Genomic DNA, 23,524 nt, shown 5'->3' with positions numbered 1-23,524 from the left:
CTCAGAACACCCGGACCTGATCTTTGAGGGCCGGAACGTATTCGGGCAGGTGATACGTCTCGATGCCGTTGCGGTACATGACCGCGTCACGGGCATGCCGGGGGAGATGCTTGACCAGCCAGCGGGGGTCGTCGAACGTCCAGTGCGGATAGTCCGAGGAGAACAGCAGGATCTTGTCGGCCTCCATCCACTCGAAGGCCCGGGTCAGTTCGGTTTTGTCCTCCGGGTAGTCCAGCGGCTGGGTGGTGAACTTGATGTGTTCCTTCACGTACTCCGACGGCCTGCGGTTGATCGACACATACGATTTGCGGGCTTCGTAAATCGCGTCCATCCGCCACATCAGCGGCAGAATCCACGTGAACGCGTGTTCGACGAACACCACCCGCAGCGCCGGGAAGCGGTCGAAGATCCCGTCGAAGATCAGGCTCATGATCTGGTTCGCGGCCAGGAGCGAGTAGGTGACCATGAAGTCGTGGTTGTAGCTCGGGAACCCCACCGGCGGCATGGGCATCGTCTCGAACGATCCGCGGCCCAGATGGCAGCTGACCGGGAGGTCGTGTTTGACCGCGGTTGCCCACAGCGGGTCGTTGGCCGGGTTGCCCCAGGCCGGACGAGGTTCGGCCTTGATGAGGATCTGGGCCATGTACTCGTGCCCGGCCCACTTCTCGATCTCGCGGATGGCGGCCGCGGGATCGTCGATGCCGGCGCAGATCGACCCGCGCCAGCGCTGATGCCAGTTGTTGTGGGAGTCGAGCCAGTGAGCGGCCAACCAGCTGTTGACCCCGGTGGCGAGCGCGGCAGTCGTTTCGGGGAGCCGCGTGGCCTTGACGGTCGGTTCCAGGATCGCGATGTCCGAACCGGCGTCGATGATCAGCTGACGAAAGGCCAGTTCCGGGTCACTGCCGGGGAACTCGCCGTCCGCCGGGAACGAGTCGACCCGCATCGCATACGAGTGCGCATAGTCGGGTGCGTCGTAGATGATCGTGTCCCCGACCTTGTGGCTGAGGAAGTACTCGCTGCGATAGGGCTCCGGGATGTGGTCGACCAGCTCGCCTCGTCGCGGAACGGGGTGGACGTCGGAGTCGACAACCCGGACCGGGATCATCTCGGTGTCGGGTGTGTGATCGTGAATCTTGGTGCTGGTCATGGCTTCTCCTTCACGCGGGCTCGGGTGCGGCCAGTGCGACCGAGACGTCGATGCCGTAGATCGAGGCGGCATTTCGCCAACAGAGTTTCTCGCGTTGTCCGACACTCAACGAGTGGGGCAACGCATCCAATGAGTTGTGGTGCCAATGGGGATAGCTCGAGCCGAACATCACCATGTCGTCTTTTCCGGTGAACCCGAACCACTCTCCGGCGAAGTCGGTATCACCGGGACCGTCGATGCTGCTCTGCACGAAGTAGACGTGGTCGGGTAGATAGTCGCTGGGCATGCGCGGTGCCCACGGTGTCTGCTCGAGATGCGGGCGGCCGAACGTGTCCATCCGCCAGATGAACGGAGTGAGCAGGTCGGCGCCGCCATCGGCCCACACGAACTTCAGTGCCGGGAACCGCTCGAAGACACCCTCGGCGATCATGTTCATCAGGTGATAGATGTAGTTCAGATCCATGAAACCCAGGTATTGCTCGTATGTCCGGGCATGACCTGAAGGGGTCGGGGGGAAAGCGATGCTCTCCCCGGTCTCGATGTGAACTGCCAATGGGAGTTTCGCGTCCGCTGCGGCCTCCCAGATCGGCCAGAACTGGGGTTTTCCATACAGCTCGCGCGACTGGAGTGGGATACCGAGCTGGACCACGCGTGGATGATCTTTCCATCGGTCGATTTCACGAAGGGCCCCGGTGACATCCTCGGGATTGATCCGGATGGTTCCCCGGAAGCGATCGCCGAATTCGGCCGATTCCAGCCAGCGCGACACCATCATCTGGTTGTGGGCGGCCAGCACCGCGCTGGTCAGATGGCGGTCGGGGAGGATGCCGCGGGTCATCGGGTGCAGGATGGCCACGTCGACGCCGTGGTCGACGAACAGATGCTGCGCGACGAGTTCGGGATCTGAGCCCGGATAGCCGCGCCCCGGTCCCCGGGTACCGGGCGCATACTCACCACCCGGTGCGCCGTACCAATCCATCTCGGCGTCGGGGATGCCGCGACTCTTGAAAGGTTCTCGCAGGAAGCTGCGCATGTCTTTGTTCGACGTGAAGAAGATGTGCACGCTGGCGTCTATGACGGGTGTGGTGGTGCCGTCGGGGTGTGTCTTCATCGGCTGTCCTGCTCGCGTCGGACGGTGATCGGTGCGGCGAGTTCCTGTTCGGCGCAGAGCTTTTGAAGCTTTCTGAGAGTCTCGTCGAGACCCGGGCCCAGCTTGGGGCCGGGCGTGAACGTGGCGGGAAGGTGGCGCATGCCCTGGATGACACCGATGGTGTCGTAATGGACCGCTGCGCCGGGGTCGCACCTGTAGTCGGGCATGCGGTCGAGTACCGCGAGAAGCATCGACTTGAACACCGTCCGTGCGACGTTTGATCCGATGCAGCGATGAATTCCGAGACCGAAGCTGTAGTGCCGGTTGGCGCCGCGGTCGAGTTGGATGGTGTTGGGTTCCGGGAAGAGGTCCGGGTCGCGGTTTGCCATCGCCCACGAAAGCCACAGCCGCTCACCCTCTTTGAGGTCGGCTCCGGCGACGGTGCAGTCACTCGAGATGGTCCGGCCATCGCCGGGGGCGGGGGTGAAGTAGCGCAGGAATTCCTCGGTCGCCGGATTCAAGAGATCATCACGGTCGTCGCTGAGGCGAGTCCGTTCGTCCGGATTCTCCGAGAGCCATTCGAGGGCATGTGCGGTGAGCGCCGTGGTGGTGTCGAAGCCGCCGCCGATGATGAGACCGAGCATGCCGAGCACTTCGAGGTCCGGTGCCGGCTGCCCGTCGATCCGCATGTCGACCAGTGCCTGGATCAATCCGGGCCGTGGGTTCTCACGGATCTCGGCCACATTGGACATCAGGTCCAGGCCCATCTCCTGATACAGCTCGTACACCCGGACCGCTTCGGGCGAGTTGACCGGCGTGTACACCGAGGCATGCACCGGTTCGCAATAGATCGACCACTTGTCCAACGGGACGCCGAGCATCGCCAGTGTGAGGACCGCCGGCACCACGTTGGCCAGGTCGTCCACGAAATCGATTGTCCCGCTTTCGATCTTCTCGTCGATGCTGGCGTCGACCACTTCTTTGATGAAGGGTTCCCACCGCTTCACCGCCGCGGGTGACAGGTAAGGGTTGAGGACCTGGCGGTAGTGATGGTGCTCGGGTTCGTCCATTTCGAGCATGCCGCCCCGCGCGATCAGCTCGTGCTCGGGTGTGGGAATGCTGATTCCCCTGTACCCCTTGCGAATTCCGTTGATGTCGTTGTCGTTCGACACGTAAGAGGAGCGCGCGAGCTCGAAGACCTCACTGTTGCCTGCCGCCACCCAGTGTCCGTTGTAGGTCTCGGTCCAGGCCAGTGGGCACTTCTGATGCATCTCGGAGGTGATCGACTCGAACTGGAGTCGGTACTCGGGCGTATGGCGATCGAAGTGCAGACCGTTCCGCGTTGCCGCGTCTCCGGTGGATTGGTCAGTCGATTGTTCGGTGCTCACGCGAGGTGTCCTTCCTTTGCGTCACTGAAACCCGTCCCCTTCGCCGATACGATCTATTCGTAGAACACCGGTTGGTACGTCTCGGTAACTTTTATCGACGGGCCTGCGGCCGAAGCCATCCCGGTATCAGGAATGTTATTTCATTCCGGAAGAATGATCTTGTGGTTTGCGAGAATGCTACTCTACGAGCGATTCTGCAACAAGGTTTCTGGTCATCCGCGACCGGCCGAGCAGGGGTGATCGAATCCGGCGAAACCGTTGATTTATCGACCGATATTGGCACATCCGTACTGAATTCTCATGAGTTGGTGGGCGGTCGGTTTCGCCACGCGATAGGTCTCGAACAAGGAGTGAGTGTCGACGATGCGGGAGATCCCAGGTGACGTGCGCGCTCGCTATGTTGCGGAAGGTTGGTGGAGCGGGGAATCGATCGGGCAGATGCTGGACTCCGGCCTGGCCGGAACCCGAGACCTTTCGTTCACCGTGCATTCCGAGTCGAGGCCGTGGTCGGGGACCTTCGCCGACGTCGAGCTGATCGCCCGCAGGCTTGCCACCGGGCTTCGCACGCGCGGCATCAAGCCGGGTGACGCGGTGGCGTTTCAGCTGCCGAACTGGATGGAGGCTGCCGCCACGTTCTGGGCATCGAGCCTGCTCGGCGCGGTGGTCGTGCCGATCGTCCACATGTACGGACGCCGCGAGGTCGAATACATTCTGGCGGTCGCCCAGCCTGCGGTCTTCATCACCGCGGAGCGATTCGGCCGGTTGGTCTATGAGCCGGACGTCGCGGCCGACGTGCCCATCGTCGGCGTGGTCGGACGTGACTTCGACGATCTCCTTGGCGACGAGCCGATGATCGGCGCGGTCCCGGTTGATCCCGATGGCCCCGCGCTCATCGCGTTCACGTCTGGTACGGCCAGCGCGCCCAAAGGGGTGGTCCACAGTCATCAGACCCTCGGCTGTGAGACACGGCAGCTGGCGGCGCAGAACGCCCAGGACACCGGCGCTGCGCTGACGGCGACACCGGTGGGCCACTTCATCGGAATGGTCGGTGCGCTTCTCATCCCCGTGCTCAATCGCAAGCCGGTCAACCTCATGGACGTCTGGGACCCGGGTCGGGCCCTGGCCTTGATGCGGCGCGACGGTCTGTCCGTGGGTGGTGGGCCGCCGTACTTCGTGAGCAGCCTGCTCGATCATCCCGACTTCACCACAGAACATCTCGCACACGTTCGGTTCGTGGGTCTCGGTGGCGCTTCGGTATCTCCGGCGTTGATGCGAAGGCTCGCTGACCTGGGAATAGTCGCGTTTCGCGCGTACGGGAGCACTGAACATCCGTCGATCACCGGCTCACCGTTCGACGCTCCGCAGCGATTCCGACTGCTGACAGACGGACGTCCCATGCCGGGTGTCGAGGTCCGGTTGGACGACGATGGCGAGATCCTCAGCCGAGGTCCGGACCTGTTCGTGGGGTACACCGACGACGCGTTGACCGCAGCGGCTTTCGACAGTGAGGGGTGGTACCGGACGGGGGATGTCGGCGTGATCGACGCCGACGGGTGCCTGACCATCACGGACCGAAAAGCCGACATCATCATTCGTGGTGGTGAGAACATCAGTGCCCTCGAGCTCGAAGAAGTGCTCCTGCGGATGCCCGCGGTGGCTGAGGCTGCAGTGGTCGCCGTCGCTGATCCGCGGCTTGGTGAGCACGCCGCCGCAGTCGTCCGGGTTCGTGACGGATATGAACTCCCGACGCTCGAGAATATGCGCTCTCATTTCGAAAGTTGTGGGATTGTCATGCACAAATGGCCTGAACAAATCGCCGCATTGAGTGACTTTCCGAGGACCCCGAGCGGAAAAGTGCAAAAGCATTTGATACGACGGCAGAATCTATTTGAATCGCAGCAAACGCACTGATTCTGGCGACGATATTGGCGCGACTGTCGCCAACTGATTGAAAGGACATCTCGTGTCAGACATCTACGATCGTCACCCTGTCGGTGAGCGCACCGTCGGCGTGGAAGACGTGTCATATGACCGCGAGGTCGACGTACTCGTCCTGGGAACCGGTGCCGCCGGGATGACGGCTGCGTTGTCCGCCGCAGATGCCGGCGCCTCGGTGGCGATCTACGACAAGGCGGCGACCGTCGGTGGCACGAGTGCGGTCTCGGGCGGGATCGCCTGGATCCCCGCGCATCACCGCAGCCCCGACGGCGAGCTGACCATTGACGATGCCCTGAGTTACCTGCGGGCGCAGGCGCTGGACTCGATGGAAGACGACCTCGTCGAGGAGTTCGTCCGAACCGGTGAGGCGACGATCGACTTCGTAGAGGCGCACAGTGCGCTCCGCTTCGAGATCGCAGACGGGTTCCCGGACTACAAGCCGGAGTTGCCCGGAGGCAGGCCTTCGGGCGGGCGATCACTGAGTCCGATCCCCTTTGATCTCAATCGCTTGGGGGAGTGGAAGAATCGGATCACCACCTTTCCCGCCGATTGGAGCAACGTCGGATTTGATGCCGAGACGAGAGCAAGACTCAATGCGGCGGTGGATGTTTCGGATTCATCGACCATCTGTGTGGCCGGTGCCGCGCTGATCGGGGGCTTGCTCCGGGGTTTGCTCGACGCCGGGGTCGTCCCCGAGACCGGTACCCGCGCACACCGGCTCATCACCGAATCCGGTCGCGTGGTCGGAGCGCAGATGACTAAGGGAGACAGGGGGTTTGCGGTCAGGGCCCGGCGGGGAGTCGTCCTTGCGACCGGTGGTTTCGAGTGGGATCCGACGTTGGTGAAGTCTTATCTGCGCGGCCCGATGCATGGTCCGGTGTCGCCGCCGAACGGGACCGGCGACGGGCTCCGGATGGCGATGGCACTCGGGGCCGACCTGGGGAACATGAGTGAGGCGTGGTGGGTGCCGATCGTGCGGATCCCGGGCGATCTGATCGAGGGCAGACCGCGCAGCCGAAGCGTTCGGCTGGAACGCACTCGTCCGCGCAGCATCATGGTCAACCGCGCCGGTAGGCGTTTTGTCAACGAGGCATCAGAATACAATTCGATGGCCGGAGCGTTCCATTATTTGGACCCCAAAGGCGGCTACGTCAACGATCCCGGTTGGATCGTGTTCGACGCTCTGCATTTCAAGCGATTCGGTTTTCTGGGAGTGGATCCGAAAGATGAGGTTCCAGAATGGTTTTCGGAATCTCAAGATTTACGTGAACTCGCAACGAAGGTGGGAATCGATGCCGACGGCCTGACCGCAACGGTGGCGGAGTGGAATCGGAATGTCGCGGCCGAGGTGGATCCGGAGTTCGGCCGTGGCGCGAGCGCCTACGACGGATGGTGGGGTGACGAGAGTGCGCCGACCGTCGCGGGCCGCACCCTCGGACCCCTGGACACCGGCCCCTTCTACGCCGTGCCGGTGACGGTTGGCGCCATGGGAACCAAAGGTGGCCCGCGGACTGATCGCGACGCGCGCGTCTTACATGTCGACGGTGGGGTGATCGACGGACTCTTTGCTGTCGGCAACGCCATGGCGGGCGTGACCGGACGCGCGTACGGCGGCGCGGGCGGCACGATCGGCCCAGGCATGGTCTGGGGGCTTCGTGCAGGTCACAGGGCGGCAACCGGCGCATCGCTGTAGGCACGCCCTGCCGGATTCGCCGGGTTCTGATCGAGTCGTACGCGGCGCGGCGACCGGTGTGTTGATAATCTCGCACCGAGGCACCCCCCGCCGGCGCAGACGCGCCCTGTGGGCCACGGTGGCGAACAGGGTGTGAGGCCGGAGGTGGCAGTGGGCGTCAAGGGGCCGTCGAGGCCGACCAAAGCCGATGTCGCCCGCTTGGCAAAGGTCTCTCCGGCGACCGTCAGCTATGTCTTGAACAACGTCGCAGGTCAGAAGATCTCCGCCCAAACCCAGGCAGTGGTGCGCAGCGCCGCCGAGACGCTCGGCTACCGGCCCAATCTCGCCGCCCGCAACCTCGCCGTGGGTGGCAGCGGTGTGGTGCTGTACGTGCTGCCACGCATGGCGCTCAGTGAGCTACCGATCGAGGTCGGCAGCCGCCTGACAACCGCGCTCGCCAAACACGGCGTGGTCGTCTCGTTGCAATTCGAGACCAGGGATCCCGCGAGCATGAGTGGCGCGATCGCAAATCTGAACCCGATTGCGGTGACCAGCATCTTTCCGCTGTCCGGTGAACCGCTTGCGGTGGTCGAGGCTGCCGGTATCCGGCATATCGACGTGGTCAGTACCCACCTCGAGGGGTTCGATTCGCTGAATCTGTCCGTGGGTGAACTCGTTGTCGATCACCTGATCTCCAAAGGGCACAACAATCTGGCGTTTGCGGGCGTCGACGTGCCCAAGCAGCGGGCGCTGAACGGCTTTCGTCGTGACGGTGTTCGTGCGGCCGCACGGGAACGAGGGCTCCCCGAAGTCACGGCCGGGTCATTCGAGCCCAGTGGGTCCAATGCGGCGGCCATTGTCACCGAGTGGGCCGACAGCGGTGTGACCGCCATCTACGGCGCGAGCGACGAGGCCGCGTTTGTGGTGCTCCACGGGCTGCGGGAGGCGGGCTTGCGATGCCCGCAGGACATCGCCGTCATCGGCGGTGAGGCCAGCACGCTCGGGCCGGTGAGCAATCCGCCGCTGACCACCGTGAAGATCCACGCCGGTGCGATCGTCGACGCCGCCGTGGCCGCGATGATGCGTGAGCTCGGGTATCTCCCCGATGAGGATCCCAGTAGCGCGAACGTCTTTGAACTGATCCAGCGTCAGTCGACCTGATCTCGCCTGGTCAGAACACATCTGAAATTGTCCGAAGAACTACTTCTGCGAACTTGGTGACGCGGGTCACTTACGCGTGTAAGCTCCCTTTCAGTTCAAAGTACACAGTCAGTTCAGAGCTCGAATCAGTTCATAACCAATCCTTGCATCAAGTTGAAGTGTTCCGGCGCATGTAGGGCCCGCAATTCGGGTGGCTGCCCCCGGGATGGACCGTGCGAAGAACATCAGCCACTTTCGGATTTGAAGAGTGGTCTGCGAAGCGTGCCGAGCATGCGTGAGCGGCACAGAAGGAGGGGCAATCCGGTGACGGTGAGTGCTGGTAGTGATGTGCATTTCGACCCATACGACGTGGAATTGAACGCTGATCCGTATCCGATGTTTCGCCGGCTCCGGGAAGAGTTGCCGCTCTACTACAACAGCGAACACGACTTCTACCTGCTCAGTCGCTACGCCGATGTCCACGGCGCGCTGACAGACCCCACGACCTTCAGTTCTGCGCGTGGTGCGATTCTCGAGCTGATCAGGGCGAACATCGACATCCCGCCCGGTGTGCTGATCTTCGAGGATCCGCCGGTCCACACCGTTCACCGAAAGCTCTTGGCTCGAATGTTCACACCCCGCAAGGTGTTTGAGTTGGAACCGAAGATTCGCGAGTTCTGCGCTCGCAGTCTCGATCCATTGATCGGTGCCGGAGAGTTCGACTTCGTCGCCGATCTCGGCGCGCAGATGCCGATGCGGGTGATCGGAATGCTGATCGGAATCCCGGAGGCAGATCAGGTGGCCATCCGGGAACACGCCAATGCCCAGATGCGTACCGAGGCAGGCAAACCGATGAAGGCAGCCGAGGAAGGGATCGATACCGGTGAGATATTCGCCGACTACATCGACTGGCGCGCCAAACATCCTTCAGATGACATCGTGACCGAACTGCTCAACGTCGAGTTCGAAGATGAGACCGGGACGACCCGCAAACTCACCCGCGCAGAGTTGCTCACCTATGTCAATGTGGTTGCCGGAGCGGGCAACGAGACGACCACCCGGCTGATCGGATGGGCCGGCAAGGTTCTTGCCGAGCATCCGGATCAGCGGCGCCAGCTCGTCGAGGATAATTCTTTGATACCCAAAGCGATTGAAGAGCTGCTGCGGTTCGAGCCGCCAGGGCCCCATGCGTCGAGGTATGTGACCCGCGACGTCGAATACTACGGCCAGACCGTGCCGGCGGGCAGCGTGATGATGTTGCTGCTGGCCTCCGCCTGCCGTGACGATCGCCAGTTCCCGCCGAACGGTGATGTTTTCGACATCAATCGCGAAGCCCACCCGCACCTTGCCTTCGGTAGCGGCACACATTTCTGCCTCGGCTCGTCGTTGGCCCGTCTGGAAGGACGGATTGCGCTCGAAGAGATCCTGAAGCGATTCCCGGAATGGGACGTGGACCTCACCCGCGCGACCTTGTCCCCGACCTCGACGGTCCGGGGTTGGGACGCGATGCCCGCCATCATCCGCTGATCACTTGAAAGTGAACCCATGACAACCACCGAACTGCCCGTACCCAGGTCGTGGGACGAGATCACGGGTGAGTGGATGACCACTGCGATCTCGCGACATCACCCGGGTGCGGTGGTGGATCAGGTCGAGGTGGTGCTGCGCGACGACGGAACCAACCGCCGAGCACGGTTGGGTTTGACCTACTCGTCAGGCGCCGGGCCCGCGACGGTGTTCGTGAAGGGGGCCGACCCGGCACATACCGAACTGATCGCACTCACCAGCGGGCTCTATCACGAGCCCCGCCTGTTCGATTCGAACATCGAACTCCCGCTGGAACATCCGACGGTCTACGCCTCGCTGACCGACGAGGCCAATGACAACTTCGTCCTCGTCATGGAGGACCTGACCACACGTGGCGCCGATCCGCGCGACGCGACCCGACCCATGTCGGTGGCGCAGGCCGCGAGCGCAGTCCGTGGACTTGCTCGACTGCACGGAGCGTACTGGGGTGTGCGTTTTCAGCGCCCTGAATTGAGCTGGGTCGAGCCGTTTGTGCCCTGGCCCGGTATGGAATACGCGCCGCTGCCTGCCGCCCTGGAACGACTCGGTGCCGCTGCACCTCCCGAGGTTCAGGCGCTGACCATCGATCACCTCATCAACACGGTCTGGGCGCCGTATATCCGCACGCTGACCACGTCGAACCAGACATTGCTGCACGGTGACGCACACATCGGCAACTCATATGTGCTACCCGGCGACGATGTGGGATTCCTGGACTGGCAGGTGGTTCGACGCGGCAACTTCGGTCTCGACCTGGGCTACTTCCTGCAGGGCGCGTTGACAATCGACGACCGCCGCAATAACGAACGCGACCTCCTCGAAGAGTATCGCGGGGCGCTCGGGCTCCCCGCCGACGAGCTTCCGAGTCGAAACGAGGTCTGGCGGCAGTACCGCGCCTCGGTGGCACACGGTCTGGCTGTTTGGCTGTGCACCGCCAGCGCCGGCGAATTGTGGCAACGGCCGGACATCGCAATCGCACTCGCCGAGCGTTATTCGGTGGCCTACTCGGATCTGGAGACAGCGCAGGCTCTCGAGAGCTTCGATACCTGATCTCATCGCGAAGACTCGTCTACTGCACCGACCAGACACCGGAGATGACAAGTGCCAGAACATGAAAGCATCTGGAGTGACCTCCAGGGTGTTGCCTTTGAGCAGGGATACCTGGCGGTTGGCGGGATTCGGACCCGTTACCTACATGCCGGGGATGACACCAAGCCGGTCCTGGTGCTACTCCACGGGTCAGGCGGTCACGCCGAAGCCTATGTGCGCAATCTGGAGGCACACTCCGAGCACTTCTCGACCTGGTCGATCGACATGCTGGGGCACGGCTACACCGGCAAGCCGGGTCATCCGCTCGAAATCCCGCACTACGTAGACCATTACCTTGGATTTCTCGACGCCATCGGCGTCGCACAGGCCAGTCTGAGTGGCGAGTCGCTGGGTGGCTGGGTGGCTTCGCGGGTTGCCGCCGACCACCCGGAGCGCGTCCACCGGCTCGTGCTGAACACCGCCGGGGGATCGCAGGCCGATCCGGTGGTGATGAAACGGATCATCGATCTGTCGATGGCCGCTGCGCAGAATCCGTCCTGGGAGACCGTGCAGGCCCGCATCAAGTGGCTGATGGCAGACAAGTCGAAGGACTATGACGACATTGTCGCCGGCAGGCAGCGGATCTACCGGCAACCGGGATTCGTCGATGCGATGAGCGACATCATGGCGTTGCAAGATCCAGACATCAGGGCCCGAAATGTCCTGGGCCCGGCCGAATACGGGCGCATCACCGCGCCGACCCTGGTGCTGTGGACCACTGACGATCCGACCGCGAACGTCGACGAGGGGCGGCGGATCGCGTCCATGATCCCCGGTTCGCGCTTCGAGGTGATGGCCGGGTGTGGGCATTGGCCGCAGTACGAGGACGCAAAGACCTTCAACGCGCTCCACCTCGAGTTCCTGTTGGGAGGCTGAGGCGTGTCATCCGCAATCGACGGTGGGACGATCGGGGAGGACCGGGTCGGTCGCGCGCCACAGACGGCGCAGTTCGATGTGGTGATCGTCGGTGCCGGCCCGGTGGGGCTCACCCTCGCCAACATCCTTGGCCTCCAGGATGTTCGGACACTGGTCGTCGACGAGCGAAACACGCTGATCGACTATCCGCGGGGAGTAGGGCTGGATGACGAATCCCTGCGTACCTTCCAGGCAATCGGCCTGGTCGACCAGGTGCTCCCGCACACCAGCCCGAACCAGATCCTGCGTTTTGTCGACGCCAAACGGCGGCTACTGGCCGAAATCGCGCCCACCGACACCTCCTTCGGATGGCCCAAGCGCAACGCATTTGTTCAACCGCTGGTCGACGCGGAACTGCTGGCCGGACTGAGGCGTTTCGATCACGTTCAGGTGGCCTGGAATTCTCCGATGGTGGCGGCCGACGACACCGGCGACGGTGTGGTGGTGGAACTCGCCGGCACCGGGGGACTCCGGACCGTGAGAGCGCGCTACGTGGTCGGATGCGATGGCGGGCGCAGTACGACAAGGCATTTGATGGGGGTGTCGTTCGAGGGGACGACATCACCGACACGATGGCTGGTTGTCGACCTGGCGACCGACCCGCTCGGTCACCCGAACATCGAGGTGGCCGCCGACCCGGCGCGTCCCAACGTGTCGGTGTCGATCGCCCACGGCATCCGCAGGTTCGAGTTCATGATCCACTCCGGCGAGAGCGACGAGGACGCGCAGAGACCGGAGTTCTTGGCGAAACTACTTGCGCCACTGGTGCCGTACCCGGATCAACTCGATGTGATCCGGCGTCGGGTGTACACGCACCACTCCAGGATCGCCGGTGCATTCCGAAAAGGCCGGATACTGCTGGCCGGTGACGCCGCGCATCTGATGCCGGTCTGGCAAGGCCAGGGCTACAACAGCGGGATCCGCGACGCGGCCAATCTGGGATGGAAGCTGGCCGCAGTGGTGACCGGTCGCGCCGATGACGCTCTTCTGGACACCTACGACAGCGAACGGCGCAGTCATGCCCGAGCGATGATCGATCTGTCGACGATGGTGGGCAAGGTCATCTCGCCGACAAATCGGCGGGCTGCCGCGGCACGTGATCTGCTGGTCCGCAGTGCGTCCGCGCTCCCGGCCCTGAAGAACTACGTGCTGACCATGCGTTTCAAGCCGATGCCCCGGTATGAGCACGGTGCTGTGTTCCACGCCGATCCCCGCCCACCTCGATCGGCGGTGGGCACCCTGTTCATCCAGCCGCGGGTGGACACCCGCGACCGCACCGGGGTTCTGCTCGACGACGTGCTGGGCACCTGGTTTGCGGTGCTGTGCTGGAACAACCATCCGCGCACGGTACTGGGCGAGCAGCAGTTCGCGGCGTGGAAAGCCCAGGGCGCCAGATTCATCACGGCCCGGCCGGAGTGTCAGCTGGAATGGACCGGACACGACGATCCCGACGTGATCGTGATCGGCGACAGCGACGGGCAGGTGAAGCGCTGGTTCGATACGCAGACCGACTCGGTCCTGTTTCTGCGCCCGGACCGATGCATAGCCGCGGCCTGTGTCGCACAACGCGCCCCGGAGACAAGTGCCGCACTGCTCGGCGTACTCGGACCAGGGCAGGTCAGATCAGGGCAAGCCGGACCAGGGGAAGGGGATACCGATGCCGCTGGCGCTCTGCTGCGTGTCGCACAGCCCCCTGCTTGAACTCCCGGGCACACCGCCGGACCTCGTCGACGACGTCGGAGCCGCGCTCGAAGTGGCCGCCGACTTCGTCCGGAGTTGGGATCCTGAACTGGTGGTGATCTTTTCGCCCGATCACTACAACGGGTTCTTCTACCAGGTGATGCCGCCCTTCTGCATAGGTAACGCCGCCCGAGGCGTCGGCGACTACGGAACGCAAGCCGATCCGTTGGATGTGCCTCGCGAGCTTGCCGATGCGTGCGCGCGGTCAGTGCTCGAAGCCGGTGTCGATGTTGCGGTCTCCGAATCGATGGACGTCGACCATGGCACCGTCCAGCCTCTGCAACGCCTGCTCGGTGACTCCCGTGCACTGCCGGTGATACCGATCTTTGTCAATTCCGTTGCGGCGCCGCTCGGTCCGTTGTACCGGGTACGGGCGCTTGGTGAGGCAGTTGGCAACTACCTGGCAGGTCTGGATCAACGGGTACTCGTCATCGGCTCAGGTGGTTTGTCGCACGATCCGCCGGTCCCTTCGCTGGCCACGGCAACCGGTGGAGTCCGCGAGCGCATGGTGCACGGGGGCAGCCAGACACCTGAGCAACGGTCTGCCCGGCAGAGCGCGGTCATCGAGGCAGCGCAGGACTTTGCCGCCGGGCGTGGACCACTGCGGCCATTGAATCCGGATTGGGACCGCGAGTTCCTGGAGATCATCGACTCCGGCCGGCTCGACGAGTTCGATGGCTGGTCCAACACGAAGATCACCAGTGAAGCCGGCAATTCGGCGCACGAGATCCGCACCTGGGTCGCTGCATTCGCGGCGATGGCCAGTCAAGGGCCCTACGAGACACCGGTGCGCTACTACCGGGCCGCACCCGAACTGATTGCGGGGTTTGCGATTCGATCCGCACAGCTGACAACCAAGGTGCGCCCATGACAACTGAACCGATGACCGGAGAGGAGGACGCAGTGGTGGATCCAGCCGCAGCGGGGATCACGTCCCCCGGCGACTACGACAAAACAGTCGACGTGCTGGTGATCGGATCAGGCGGCGGCGGGATGACCGCGGCACTGGCAGCAGCTGACAGCGGACTGGAAACCCTGGTGGTGGAGAAGGGTTCGCAATTCGGTGGTTCCACCGCCTTGTCGGGCGGTGGCATCTGGGTTCCGGGTGCCCCTGCCCAGCGCCGCGAGGGGTACTCGCCGGATCCGGCCGGGGTGCAGGAGTACCTGCGTGCGATCACCGGTGGACTGGTCAGTGACGAACGAATCGCGCAGTACGTCAAGACCGCCCCCGAGATGATGGACTTTCTGGAGAAGTCGAGCCCTTGGCTCGAGTTCGTCTGGAAGCCGGGCTACGCCGACTATTACCCGGAACTGCCGGGGGGTTCCGAGCGTGGCAGCACCATCAACGTTCCACCGATCGACCTGCGGGAACTCGGCGACGAAGAACAGAACCTGTTGACACCCTTGGCGCTTGCGCCGAAAGGCGTGTGGCTGGGCCCCAAGGATTTGCGTGCGTTCTATCGGATCCGGCAGTCCTGGGAGGGCAAGGTCGTGCTCTTCAAACTGTTGTGGCGCATGCTCCGGGCCCATGTGTTCGGTGACCGGATTGCGGCCATCGGCCAGTCGCTGGTGGCGCGGTTACGGCTGGCCATGAAAGAACACAACATCCCGCTCTGGCTGGATTCGCCGATGAACGAGCTGATCGAAGGTCCGGATCGGTCGGTGCTGGGTGCGGTGGTCGAGCACGAAGGTGCAACGCTGCGGATCCGGGCCCGCCGGGCCGTGATTCTCGCGACCGGTGGATTCGATCACGACATGGACTGGCGTCGAGAACATCAACCAGTCCTGTCCGATGATTGGAGTTTCGGGAATCCGTTGGCCACCGGGGACGGGATCCGGGCGGCCGAGAAGGTCGGGGCCGCAACCGAACTACTCGACGAGGCCTGGTGGTTTCCGGCGATCCAATGGCCCGACGGCCGTATGCAGTTCATGCTCAACGAGCGGATGATGCCGTCACAGTTCGTGGTCAACGGTGCCGGGCGCCGATTCTGCAACGAGGCGGCGCCCTACATGGACTTCAGCCACGCGATGATCGCGGGCGAAAAGACCGGGGTCACCCACATTCCCTGCTGGCTCATCACCGACTCACGGTCGTGGGCGAAGTATGTCGTGGCAGGGCACCTGCCGTTACCCAGGATTCCGTTCGCGCCCGTACCCACCGGGCACAAGATGCCGAAGGAGTGGTTGCAGTCAGGAGTTGTCCAAGAAGGGTCCACCTTGGCAGAACTCGCCACCAAGATCGATGTGCCGGTCGACGAACTCGCCAGGACCGCTGAGCGTTTCAATGAACTCGCCCAGCGAGGCCATGACGACGACTTCAACCGGGGTGACAGCAGTTACGACAACTACTACGGCGACCCGACATTGCCCAACCCCAACCTGTACCCGCTGGTTAAGCCGCCGTACTACGCCTTCCGGATGGTGCTGGGTGATCTCGGGACCTCCGGTGGACTCCGGACCGACGAGCACGCCCGCGTCCTTCGCGACGACGACTCAGTTGTCAGCGGTCTGTACGCGGTGGGCAACACCTCTGCGGCGGTGATGGGCCGGAGTTACGCCGGGGCCGGGGCCACCATCGGGCCGGCCATGACCTTTGGATATGTCGCTGCGTGTCATATCGCGGAGAACGCACCGCCCGGCGAAGGCGCTACACAGCACGAAGATTCCGTTCTTCCCTCACAACCGTTTCATTCCCATCGGAGGTAACCATGAAGATTTCCTTGTTCTATGAGTTCGCTCTGCCACGTCCGTGGACGCAGGACGACGAATACAAGATGTTCCAAGAGGGCTTGGCCGAAGTGGAGGCCGCCGACAAGGCGGGATTCTCGACGGTGTGGCTCACCGAACACCACTTCCTCGAAGAGTATTGCCACTCAACGGCACCCGAGATGTTCCTCGCCGCTGCCAGCCAACGGACCAAGGACATTCGACTCGGCTTCGGTGTGATGCATCTGCCGCCGCTGATCAATCACCCCGCACGTGTCGCCGAGCGTGTCTCGACGCTCGACCTCATCTCCGGTGGCCGAGTGGAGTTCGGAACTGGTGAATCGTCCTCCGTTGCCGAACTCGCCGGGTTCAACATCGATCCGGCGGACAAGCGTGGACAGTGGGAGGAAGCCCTCGAGGTCACCATTCGCTGCATGACCGAGGAACCGTTCACCGGATTCAAGGGTGAGCACATCGAGATGCCGGCCCGCAACGTGATCCCGAAGCCGATGCAGAAGGCGCATCCGCCGGTGTGGGTCGCCTGTACCCGCCCATCGTCGGTGCAGATGGCTGCGCAAAAGGCCATTGGTGCACTGAGTTTCGCCTACACCGGTCCCGGACCGTTGGGCGACCGAGTGGCCTCGTACTACCAGGAATTCGAAGAGCGCGGCGTCCCGTCGACGCCGGAGATCAACCCGAACATCCTCGCGATCGGCGGGGATCTGTCGATGATGGTCGCGCCGACCGAGAAGCAGGCACTTGATCGCCTCGGACTCGGTGGCGGTTTCTTCTCCTTCGGGATCATGCATTACTACATGACCGGACAACACGTTCCGGGCCGCACCGGAGTGTGGGAACGCTACCTCGAAGAGGTGGCCAATGACGACACCCTGGCCTACGGTCCGGGCCGCGGGGCCATCGGCTCGCCAGAGATGGTTCGCGAGTTCCTGCGTGGCTACGAGGAGAGCGGGGTCGACGAAATCATCCTGTTGCTCAATCCGAGGTGCCACGAGGCGACCATGGAGTCGATCGAGCTGATGGGCAAAGAGGTGCTGCCGGAGTTCATCGAGCGGGACGAAAAGGCGGTCAAGGCAAAGGCTCAGCGGCTCGCGCCGGTCATCGAAAAAGTGGAGGCACGCCGTCCGGAGTCGCGGGCGCCGGAGTTCGACCCCAACTACTCCTTCGGTGGACTGCCGACCGGCCGCGGCGGAAGCTTCACCGCGAGTGAGATTCCAGAGGCCATGGCGGAGATCAACGAAGGCCGGGTCCAGGCGGCGCAGGCCGCGAAGGAGGCAGCGGCACAATGATTGCCACGGCGCAGGTATTCCGGTCATGGGCCATCTAGATCAGCTGTTGCGCTATGACGGTCGTCGCGTCGTGGTCACCGGATGCTCATCGGGCATCGGTGAGCAGGTCGCGAGGCAGAGTGCTGAGCTGGGTGCCGAAGTCATCGGTCTCGACATAGCTGCGCCGGGCCAGGACTTTCCGATCAGCGAGTTCTACCAGGTGGACCTCGCTGATCGGGAGTCGATCGATCGCGCCGTGGCCGTGATCGGCGCCGACCCGATCGATGTCCTGTTCAACGTTGCCGGGGTGTCGTCGGGGATCGGGAATTCGCTCCTGGTCGTGACGATCAACTTCCTCGGCATGCGGCACCTGACCGAATCGCTGGTGGGGCGGATGCCGGACGGCTCTTCGATTTGCTGCGTGTCTTCGATGGCTGCTTCCGGGTATCGCGACAATCGGGCCACGGTTGCCGAACTACTCGCGACCAGATCGATGGCCGAGGGAGTGCAGTGGTGTCGTGACCACCCGGATGCACACGCCAACGGTGGCTACACACTGTCCAAAGAGGCGATCATCAACTATTGCATCCTGAACTCTGAATACCTTGGTGCGCGGAAGATCCGGATCAATTGCACGGCTCCCGGCGTGACCGAGACGCCCATACTCGATCAGCTGCGCACGGCGTACGGCCCGGCGTACCTTGACGACATACCGAAACCGTTGGGGCGCGTATCGACCCCGCAGGAACAAGCCGCGGTTCTGGTCTTTCTGGGTAGCAATGCCGCCAGTTACGTCTCAGGCCAGGTGGTTTGGGGTGACGGCGGAATCGTGAACAGCAACGAGCTGCGTGAACCTTTTTCAACCATCGGGCTCTCCGACCATCAAGCACATACACATGACGCGAGGAATTGACATGAGCGATCACAGTGGAGTCAGCACCGTCGAACCCACCGCGATGTCCACGATGAAGGACTTTCGCCGGGTCGCCGACGAGGTCCGGAACTGGGGCCGGTGGGGCAGCTTCGACGAACTCGGCACCCTCAACTTCATCACCGCCGACAAGGTGGCCGAAGCGGCGTCCCTGGTCAAGCAGGGCAAGGTGTTTCCGCTCGGGGTCGACTTCGGATCATCTGGTCCCCAGGGCGCCTTCAAATTTCGGCAGAATCCCGTCCACGTGATGACGGTGGACGGCGGCGACGCCGAAACCTTGGTCAAGCACTGCACGGATTGGGATATCAACTCGGTGGGCCAAGAACTGAGCGGCTTCTTTGCCGGCGAGGACAATCCGTTCCGGTTCAACGACGACATGATCATCATGCCGCTGCAGGCCGCGACACAGTGGGACGCGTTGTCGCACGTGTATTACGAAGACAAGCTGTACAACAACTTTCCGGCCGATTCGGTGACGAGCATGGGTGCCAAACACTGTGGAATCGACAAGGTGGATGGCAAAGGGATCACCTCCCGCGGAGTGCTGCTCGACGTGGTCCGCCATCGCGGGGCCGACCTGTATCTCGAACACGGCCAGACGATCACCCCCGCCGAACTCGACGACGTCGCCAGGGCCCAGGGAATCACCATCAGACGCGGTGACGTCGTCCTGGTCCGCACAGGTTGGTGGGCGCGATTCCTCACCACCGGTGCCGGATCCGAACCCGGAGCCGGACTCGACTGGACCTGCGCATCGTGGTTGCACGATCACGAGGTGGCCGCGGTAGCGTCGGACAACCTGATGGTCGAGGATCCGGTCTCGGCTGTCGAGGGCACGTTCCTTCCGATGCACATGCTCTGCCTGCGCGACATGGGGTTGATGCTCGGCGAATACTGGGATCTGACTGCGCTGGCCGCCGATTGCGCAGCCGACGGCGTCTACGAGTTCCAGTTGATCGCACCACCTTTGCGCGTCACCGGGGCCGTGGGATCACCGGTCAATCCGATAGCGATCAAGTAGCCCGCGATGACACACAGTACGACGGCGACAAACAGGGCCACGGCGACAAACACGGCCACCGACGGGCCGGCTGATACCAGACCCCTGGTGGTCGGACTCGGCGGCACACTGCGTACCAACTCGTCCACCGAGCGGGTGCTGCGGTTCTGCCTCGAATCGATCGAGCGGCAGGGCGGACGCACCGAGATCTACAGCGGCACCGACCTCGACATGCCGATGTACTCGCCACACGAACTGGAACGGACGCCGCAGGCGCGCAAACTGGTTGATTCCCTGCGCAGTGCCGATGCGGTGATCGTGTCGTCCCCGGGCTACCACGGCGGCGTCTCAGGGCTGATCAAGAATGCGATCGACTACATCGAGGACCTGCGCGACGAACCGCGGACGTACCTGGACAACACTCCTTGGGGTTGCATCTCCTGCGCCTACGGCTGGCAGGCGGCCGTGGGAACGCTGGGGCAACTCCGGTCGATCGGGCACGCGTTGCGGGCGTGGCCCACACCTTTGGGCGTTGCCATCAACTCGGCTGACCAGATCTGGGATGACTCAGGTGAATTGACGAACGAGGCGGTCCGCGGGCAGTTGGACATGCTGGCCGGACAGGTGCTGACCTTCGCCGGCGCGGGTGGGCGGCGGTCATGACGGTCTCGGCAGGCCGGATGCCGCCCGACCATATTTCACGCAGACACGTGGTGGTGGACGGACATTCCACCAGCTACCTCGAAGGTGGCTCGGGTGACACCGTGGTGCTCTTGCACGGTGGAGAGTTCGGCGCCAGTGCAGAATTGGGCTTCGAGCGGATTCTCGACGCACTCGCCGAGCGGTTTCATGTTCTCGCACCCGACATGCTGGGCTTCGGCGAATCGGCGAAGGTGGTGGACTTCAACGACGGCCGCGGACTGCGGATCCGGCACGTCGCGGCCTGGTGCCGGGTGCTGGGTGTGGACTCGGCCCACTTCGTCGGGAACTCGATGGGGGCGGTCATGCTGTTGGCCGACCTCACATCAGATCGCCCGGTGTTACCGGTCCGAAGCCTGGTGGCCATCTGCGGTGGTGGAGAAATCCAGCCGAGCCAACACATGCAAGCGCTGTACGACTACGACGCCACGATGCCGGCCATGCGCCGGATTGTCACGGCCCTCTTCCACGACGCCTCATACCCGGCGGATGGGGACTTCGTTCGCAGGCGCCACGAGTCCGCGACTGCTCCGGGAGCGTGGGAAGCGGTGGCAGCAGCCAGGTTCCGGCGGCCAGGACCGGCGTCGACATCTCCGGTGACGGCTGATCGGCCCTATGGACGGGTCAAGGTGCCCACACTGGTCGTCGAGGGCGAGTGCGACAAACTCCTGCCTCCGGGTTGGGCAAAAGAACTTGCCGACCAGGTGCGGGTGGGTTCATCGGCGGTGGTTCCACAGGCCGGTCATTGCCCGCAGATAGAACAGCCGGCCGCAGTGAGCCGACTTCTCATCGAATTCTTCGAGAACCAGTGCGCGAGTGCGCGCGCGACCGAACGACGGAAGTGATGGCGATGGGCGAACTGGCAGGCAAGGTCGCAGTGGTGACGGGCGGAGCCGCGGGCATCGGCGCCGCGACGGTCGAGAGGTTCCTGGCCGAAGGGGCCCAGGTGGTGATCGCGGATACCGACCGGGTCGGTGGCGAATCCCTCGCCGCCGCATATGGACCCGAAGCGATATTCCAATCGACCGATGTCTCCGACCCGCTGCAAGTTGAACGGCTCGTCTCGGTTGCGGTGGATACGTTTGGCGCCCTGGACATCATGGTCAACAACGCCGGGGTCCCCGGAGTCATGCACAAGAACTTCCTGCAGGATGACTTGGCCGACTTTCATCACGTGATGGGGGTCAACCTTCTCGGGGTGATGCTCGGTACCCGAAACGCGGCCCGCTACATGGCAACTGCAGGCGGTGGCTCGATCATCAACGTGTCGTCGGTGGGCGGCGTGTTGGCAGGCGGTGGTGTGATGACCTATCGGGCGTCCAAAGCCGCTGCCATCCACTTCACGAAATCGGCGGCCATCGAACTGGCCGAGTACGACATTCGGGTCAATTGCATTGCACCGGGCAACATTCCCACCTCGTTGCTCGCCACGTCCGCGGCAAAGATGCCGCCGGAGGCGGGGGAGCGGTTCACCAGGGGCGTGCGCGAGGCCATGAAAGCCGACCGGCCACTCAAGCGGGACGGCGAGCCCGGGGACGTGGCAGAAGTCGCCCTGTACTTCGGTAGCGATCGTTCCTCTTATGTGACGGGAACGGTCCTACCGGTCGACGGTGGCACGGTCGCCGGTAAACCGCTGAAGAAGCGGAACTTCTCGGACAAGTCGCCTGCCGCTGCCCACAGCAACGGAGAAAGAAGGCCCGTATGAAAGTGACGGTCGAACAATCCAAGTGCATCGCTGCCGGACAGTGCGTCTTCGAGGCGGCAGATGTTTTCGATCAACGTGATGACGACGGGATCGTCGAGCTGCTCGACGAGCATCCACCCGCCGAACTGCATGGGCACGTCAGGGAAGCGGCGGCGGTATGTCCCGCAATGGCCATCCACGTGGAGGAATGAGCGCACCCATTGCGCCCGCGTACCGCCCTCGATCTTCCGATAACCCCTAAGGAGTGACCATGTCTGACTCGCTGCCGAGCACCACAATCGAAGGAACCGGGGACGTTCCGGACTACCCGATGGAGCGGTCGGCGCAGTGTCCGTTTGCGCCTCCCGCGGAGGTCCGGGCACTGACGGACACCGAACCGCTCAGTCGCGTCCGGATCTGGGACGGCAGCACACCATGGCTGGTCACGGGGTACCCCGAGCTGAAAGCGCTGATGGGTGATCCGCGGGTCAGCGTCGACGACAGGCGCCCGGGCTTCCCACACTGGAATGAGGGGATGCTGTCGACAGTTGATCTGCGGCCGCGGTCGGTGTTCACCTCCGATGGTGAGGAGCACACCAAGTTCCGTCGAATGTTGACCCGTCCCTTCACCTTCAAGCGCGTTGACGCGATGCGCCCGGCCATCCAGCGGATCACCGACGAGCATGTCGACGCGATCCTGGCCGGCCCGCAACCCGCCGACCTGGTAGAGGAACTGGCGCTGCCGGTGCCGTCGCTGGTGATCACCGAAATGCTGGGTGTCCCTTACGAGGATCACGAGTTCTTCCAGGCGCATGCCACCACGGGGGTGAGCCGGTTTGCCTCGGCCGAGCAGGCGGCAGAGGGGCGGACCGGGTTGGCCAGGTATTTGATCAAACTGGTCAAGAAGAAGATGGACGAGCCGGCCGAGGACATCGTGACCGAGTTGGCCGAGCGGGTTCGGGCCGAAGAAATCACCATGCGGGAGGCCGCGCAGCTCGGCACCGGACTGCTGATTGCCGGCCACGAGACCAGTGCCAACATGATTTCGCTGGGTACGCTGGCGTTGCTGCAGAACCCGGAACAGCTTGCGTTGCTGCGTGACTCCGATGATCCGAAGGTGCTGGCCAACGCGGTCGAAGAATTGATGCGGTATCTGAGCATCATTCAGAACGGGCAGCGGCGAATTGCGGTTGAGGACATCGAGATCGGCGGCAAGACGATCAAGGCGGGGGAGGGCATCATCATCGACCTGGCCCCGGCCAACTGGGATGCCAGGGAGTTCCCCGAGCCCGACAAGCTGGATATTCTCCGGCCCGCCCGTCAGCAGGTCGGCTTCGGCTTCGGCGTTCACCAGTGCGTGGGCCAGCAGCTCGCGCGGGTGGAGTTGCAGATCGTCTTCCAGACCCTGCTCCGGCGGATCCCGAACCTGAAGTTGGCGATTCCGTTTGAAGACGTCGAGTTCAAGCACGACCGCCTGGCTTTCGGCGTCTATCAGCTGCCGGTCACCTGGTAGCGCCCGAACCCACCCCCACC

At 63.4% G+C, this 23,524-nt stretch carries 20 protein-coding genes; 17 read left to right on the top strand and 3 right to left on the bottom strand.

Annotated elements, in window-relative coordinates; all coding sequences use genetic code 11:
* Position 1: 1 nt before the first annotated feature.
* From AC56PL_RS23780 to AC56PL_RS23770, 3 genes are read right to left on the bottom strand one after another with little or no spacing between them, the layout of a single operon-like run.
* Complete coding sequence (locus AC56PL_RS23780; RefSeq protein WP_497155347.1) at positions 2–1,147, bottom strand: amidohydrolase family protein; 1,146 nt, start codon at positions 1,145–1,147, stop codon at positions 2–4.
* 10 nt (positions 1,148–1,157) lie between these two features.
* Entirely contained in the window at positions 1,158–2,258 is a 1,101-nt protein-coding gene (locus AC56PL_RS23775) for an amidohydrolase family protein (RefSeq protein WP_497155346.1), read from the bottom strand.
* Positions 2,255–3,625 carry a cytochrome P450 gene (locus AC56PL_RS23770; protein WP_497155345.1) on the bottom strand — a complete coding sequence of 457 codons (1,371 nt, stop codon included), beginning with the start codon at positions 3,623–3,625 and terminating at the stop codon, positions 2,255–2,257. The genes AC56PL_RS23775 and AC56PL_RS23770 overlap by 4 nt, the downstream gene beginning before the upstream one ends.
* Positions 3,626–3,988: 363 nt before the next feature.
* On the opposite strand from AC56PL_RS23770, the gene AC56PL_RS23765 reads away from it, so the two are divergent.
* The 17 genes from AC56PL_RS23765 (at position 3,989) to AC56PL_RS23685 (ending at position 23,504) form a co-directional block, all read left to right on the top strand.
* Positions 3,989–5,536: an AMP-binding protein gene (locus AC56PL_RS23765; protein ID WP_497155344.1), complete on the top strand. Its 1,548-nt coding sequence runs from the start codon at positions 3,989–3,991 to the stop codon at positions 5,534–5,536.
* A 109-nt stretch (positions 5,537–5,645) separates the two neighbouring features.
* Positions 5,646–7,256, top strand: coding sequence for an FAD-dependent oxidoreductase (locus AC56PL_RS23760; RefSeq protein ID WP_497155634.1), 1,611 nt, complete (start codon positions 5,646–5,648; stop codon positions 7,254–7,256).
* Positions 7,257–7,406: 150 nt separating this feature from the next.
* Positions 7,407–8,396, top strand: a complete 990-nt coding sequence (locus AC56PL_RS23755; RefSeq protein ID WP_495517697.1) for a substrate-binding domain-containing protein — start codon at positions 7,407–7,409, stop codon at positions 8,394–8,396.
* Between the two features lie 303 nt (positions 8,397–8,699).
* The gene (locus AC56PL_RS23750; RefSeq protein WP_497155343.1) at positions 8,700–9,902 is read left to right on the top strand and encodes a cytochrome P450; all 1,203 of its coding nucleotides are present in this window, start codon (positions 8,700–8,702) and stop codon (positions 9,900–9,902) included.
* Between the two features lie 18 nt (positions 9,903–9,920).
* Positions 9,921–10,991, top strand: coding sequence for a phosphotransferase (locus AC56PL_RS23745; protein WP_497155342.1), 1,071 nt, complete (start codon positions 9,921–9,923; stop codon positions 10,989–10,991).
* A 51-nt stretch (positions 10,992–11,042) separates the two neighbouring features.
* Positions 11,043–11,906 carry an alpha/beta fold hydrolase gene (locus AC56PL_RS23740; RefSeq protein ID WP_497155341.1) on the top strand — a complete coding sequence of 288 codons (864 nt, stop codon included), beginning with the start codon at positions 11,043–11,045 and terminating at the stop codon, positions 11,904–11,906.
* A 30-nt stretch (positions 11,907–11,936) separates the two neighbouring features.
* Positions 11,937–13,646 (top strand): bifunctional 3-(3-hydroxy-phenyl)propionate/3-hydroxycinnamic acid hydroxylase, encoded by a 1,710-nt coding sequence (locus AC56PL_RS23735; RefSeq protein ID WP_497155633.1) that lies wholly within the window; start codon positions 11,937–11,939, stop codon positions 13,644–13,646.
* Positions 13,603–14,556 (top strand): 3-carboxyethylcatechol 2,3-dioxygenase, encoded by a 954-nt coding sequence (locus AC56PL_RS23730; RefSeq protein WP_495517624.1) that lies wholly within the window; start codon positions 13,603–13,605, stop codon positions 14,554–14,556. Before AC56PL_RS23735 ends, AC56PL_RS23730 begins: the two co-directional genes overlap by 44 nt.
* Before the next feature lie 11 nt (positions 14,557–14,567).
* Entirely contained in the window at positions 14,568–16,391 is a 1,824-nt protein-coding gene (locus tag AC56PL_RS23725; RefSeq protein WP_497155632.1) for an FAD-binding protein, read from the top strand.
* Positions 16,392–16,393: 2 nt separating this feature from the next.
* Positions 16,394–17,698: an LLM class flavin-dependent oxidoreductase gene (locus AC56PL_RS23720; protein WP_482140016.1), complete on the top strand. Its 1,305-nt coding sequence runs from the start codon at positions 16,394–16,396 to the stop codon at positions 17,696–17,698.
* Between the two features lie 25 nt (positions 17,699–17,723).
* On the top strand, positions 17,724–18,590 hold the full coding sequence (locus tag AC56PL_RS23715; protein ID WP_497155340.1) for a coniferyl-alcohol dehydrogenase: 867 nt from the start codon (positions 17,724–17,726) through the stop codon (positions 18,588–18,590).
* 43 nt (positions 18,591–18,633) lie between these two features.
* On the top strand, positions 18,634–19,629 hold the full coding sequence (locus tag AC56PL_RS23710; RefSeq protein ID WP_497155631.1) for a cyclase family protein: 996 nt from the start codon (positions 18,634–18,636) through the stop codon (positions 19,627–19,629).
* 6 nt (positions 19,630–19,635) lie between these two features.
* Entirely contained in the window at positions 19,636–20,271 is a 636-nt protein-coding gene (locus tag AC56PL_RS23705) for an NAD(P)H-dependent oxidoreductase (protein ID WP_495517628.1), read from the top strand.
* Positions 20,268–21,152, top strand: a complete 885-nt coding sequence (locus AC56PL_RS23700) for an alpha/beta fold hydrolase (protein WP_497155339.1) — start codon at positions 20,268–20,270, stop codon at positions 21,150–21,152. The genes AC56PL_RS23705 and AC56PL_RS23700 overlap by 4 nt, the downstream gene beginning before the upstream one ends.
* 5 nt (positions 21,153–21,157) lie before the next feature.
* Positions 21,158–22,012, top strand: coding sequence for an SDR family NAD(P)-dependent oxidoreductase (locus AC56PL_RS23695; RefSeq protein WP_497155630.1), 855 nt, complete (start codon positions 21,158–21,160; stop codon positions 22,010–22,012).
* On the top strand, positions 22,009–22,203 hold the full coding sequence (locus AC56PL_RS23690) for a ferredoxin (protein WP_497155338.1): 195 nt from the start codon (positions 22,009–22,011) through the stop codon (positions 22,201–22,203). Before AC56PL_RS23695 ends, AC56PL_RS23690 begins: the two co-directional genes overlap by 4 nt.
* A gap of 59 nt (positions 22,204–22,262) precedes the next feature.
* Entirely contained in the window at positions 22,263–23,504 is a 1,242-nt protein-coding gene (locus AC56PL_RS23685; RefSeq protein WP_497155337.1) for a cytochrome P450, read from the top strand.
* The last annotated feature ends 20 nt before the right edge of the window (positions 23,505–23,524 follow it).

It is taken from the genome of Williamsia sp. Y721, from assembly GCF_059683565.1.
Note: the sequence above shows the minus strand (reverse complement) of the source record. Positions and strands in the feature narration are given on the sequence as shown.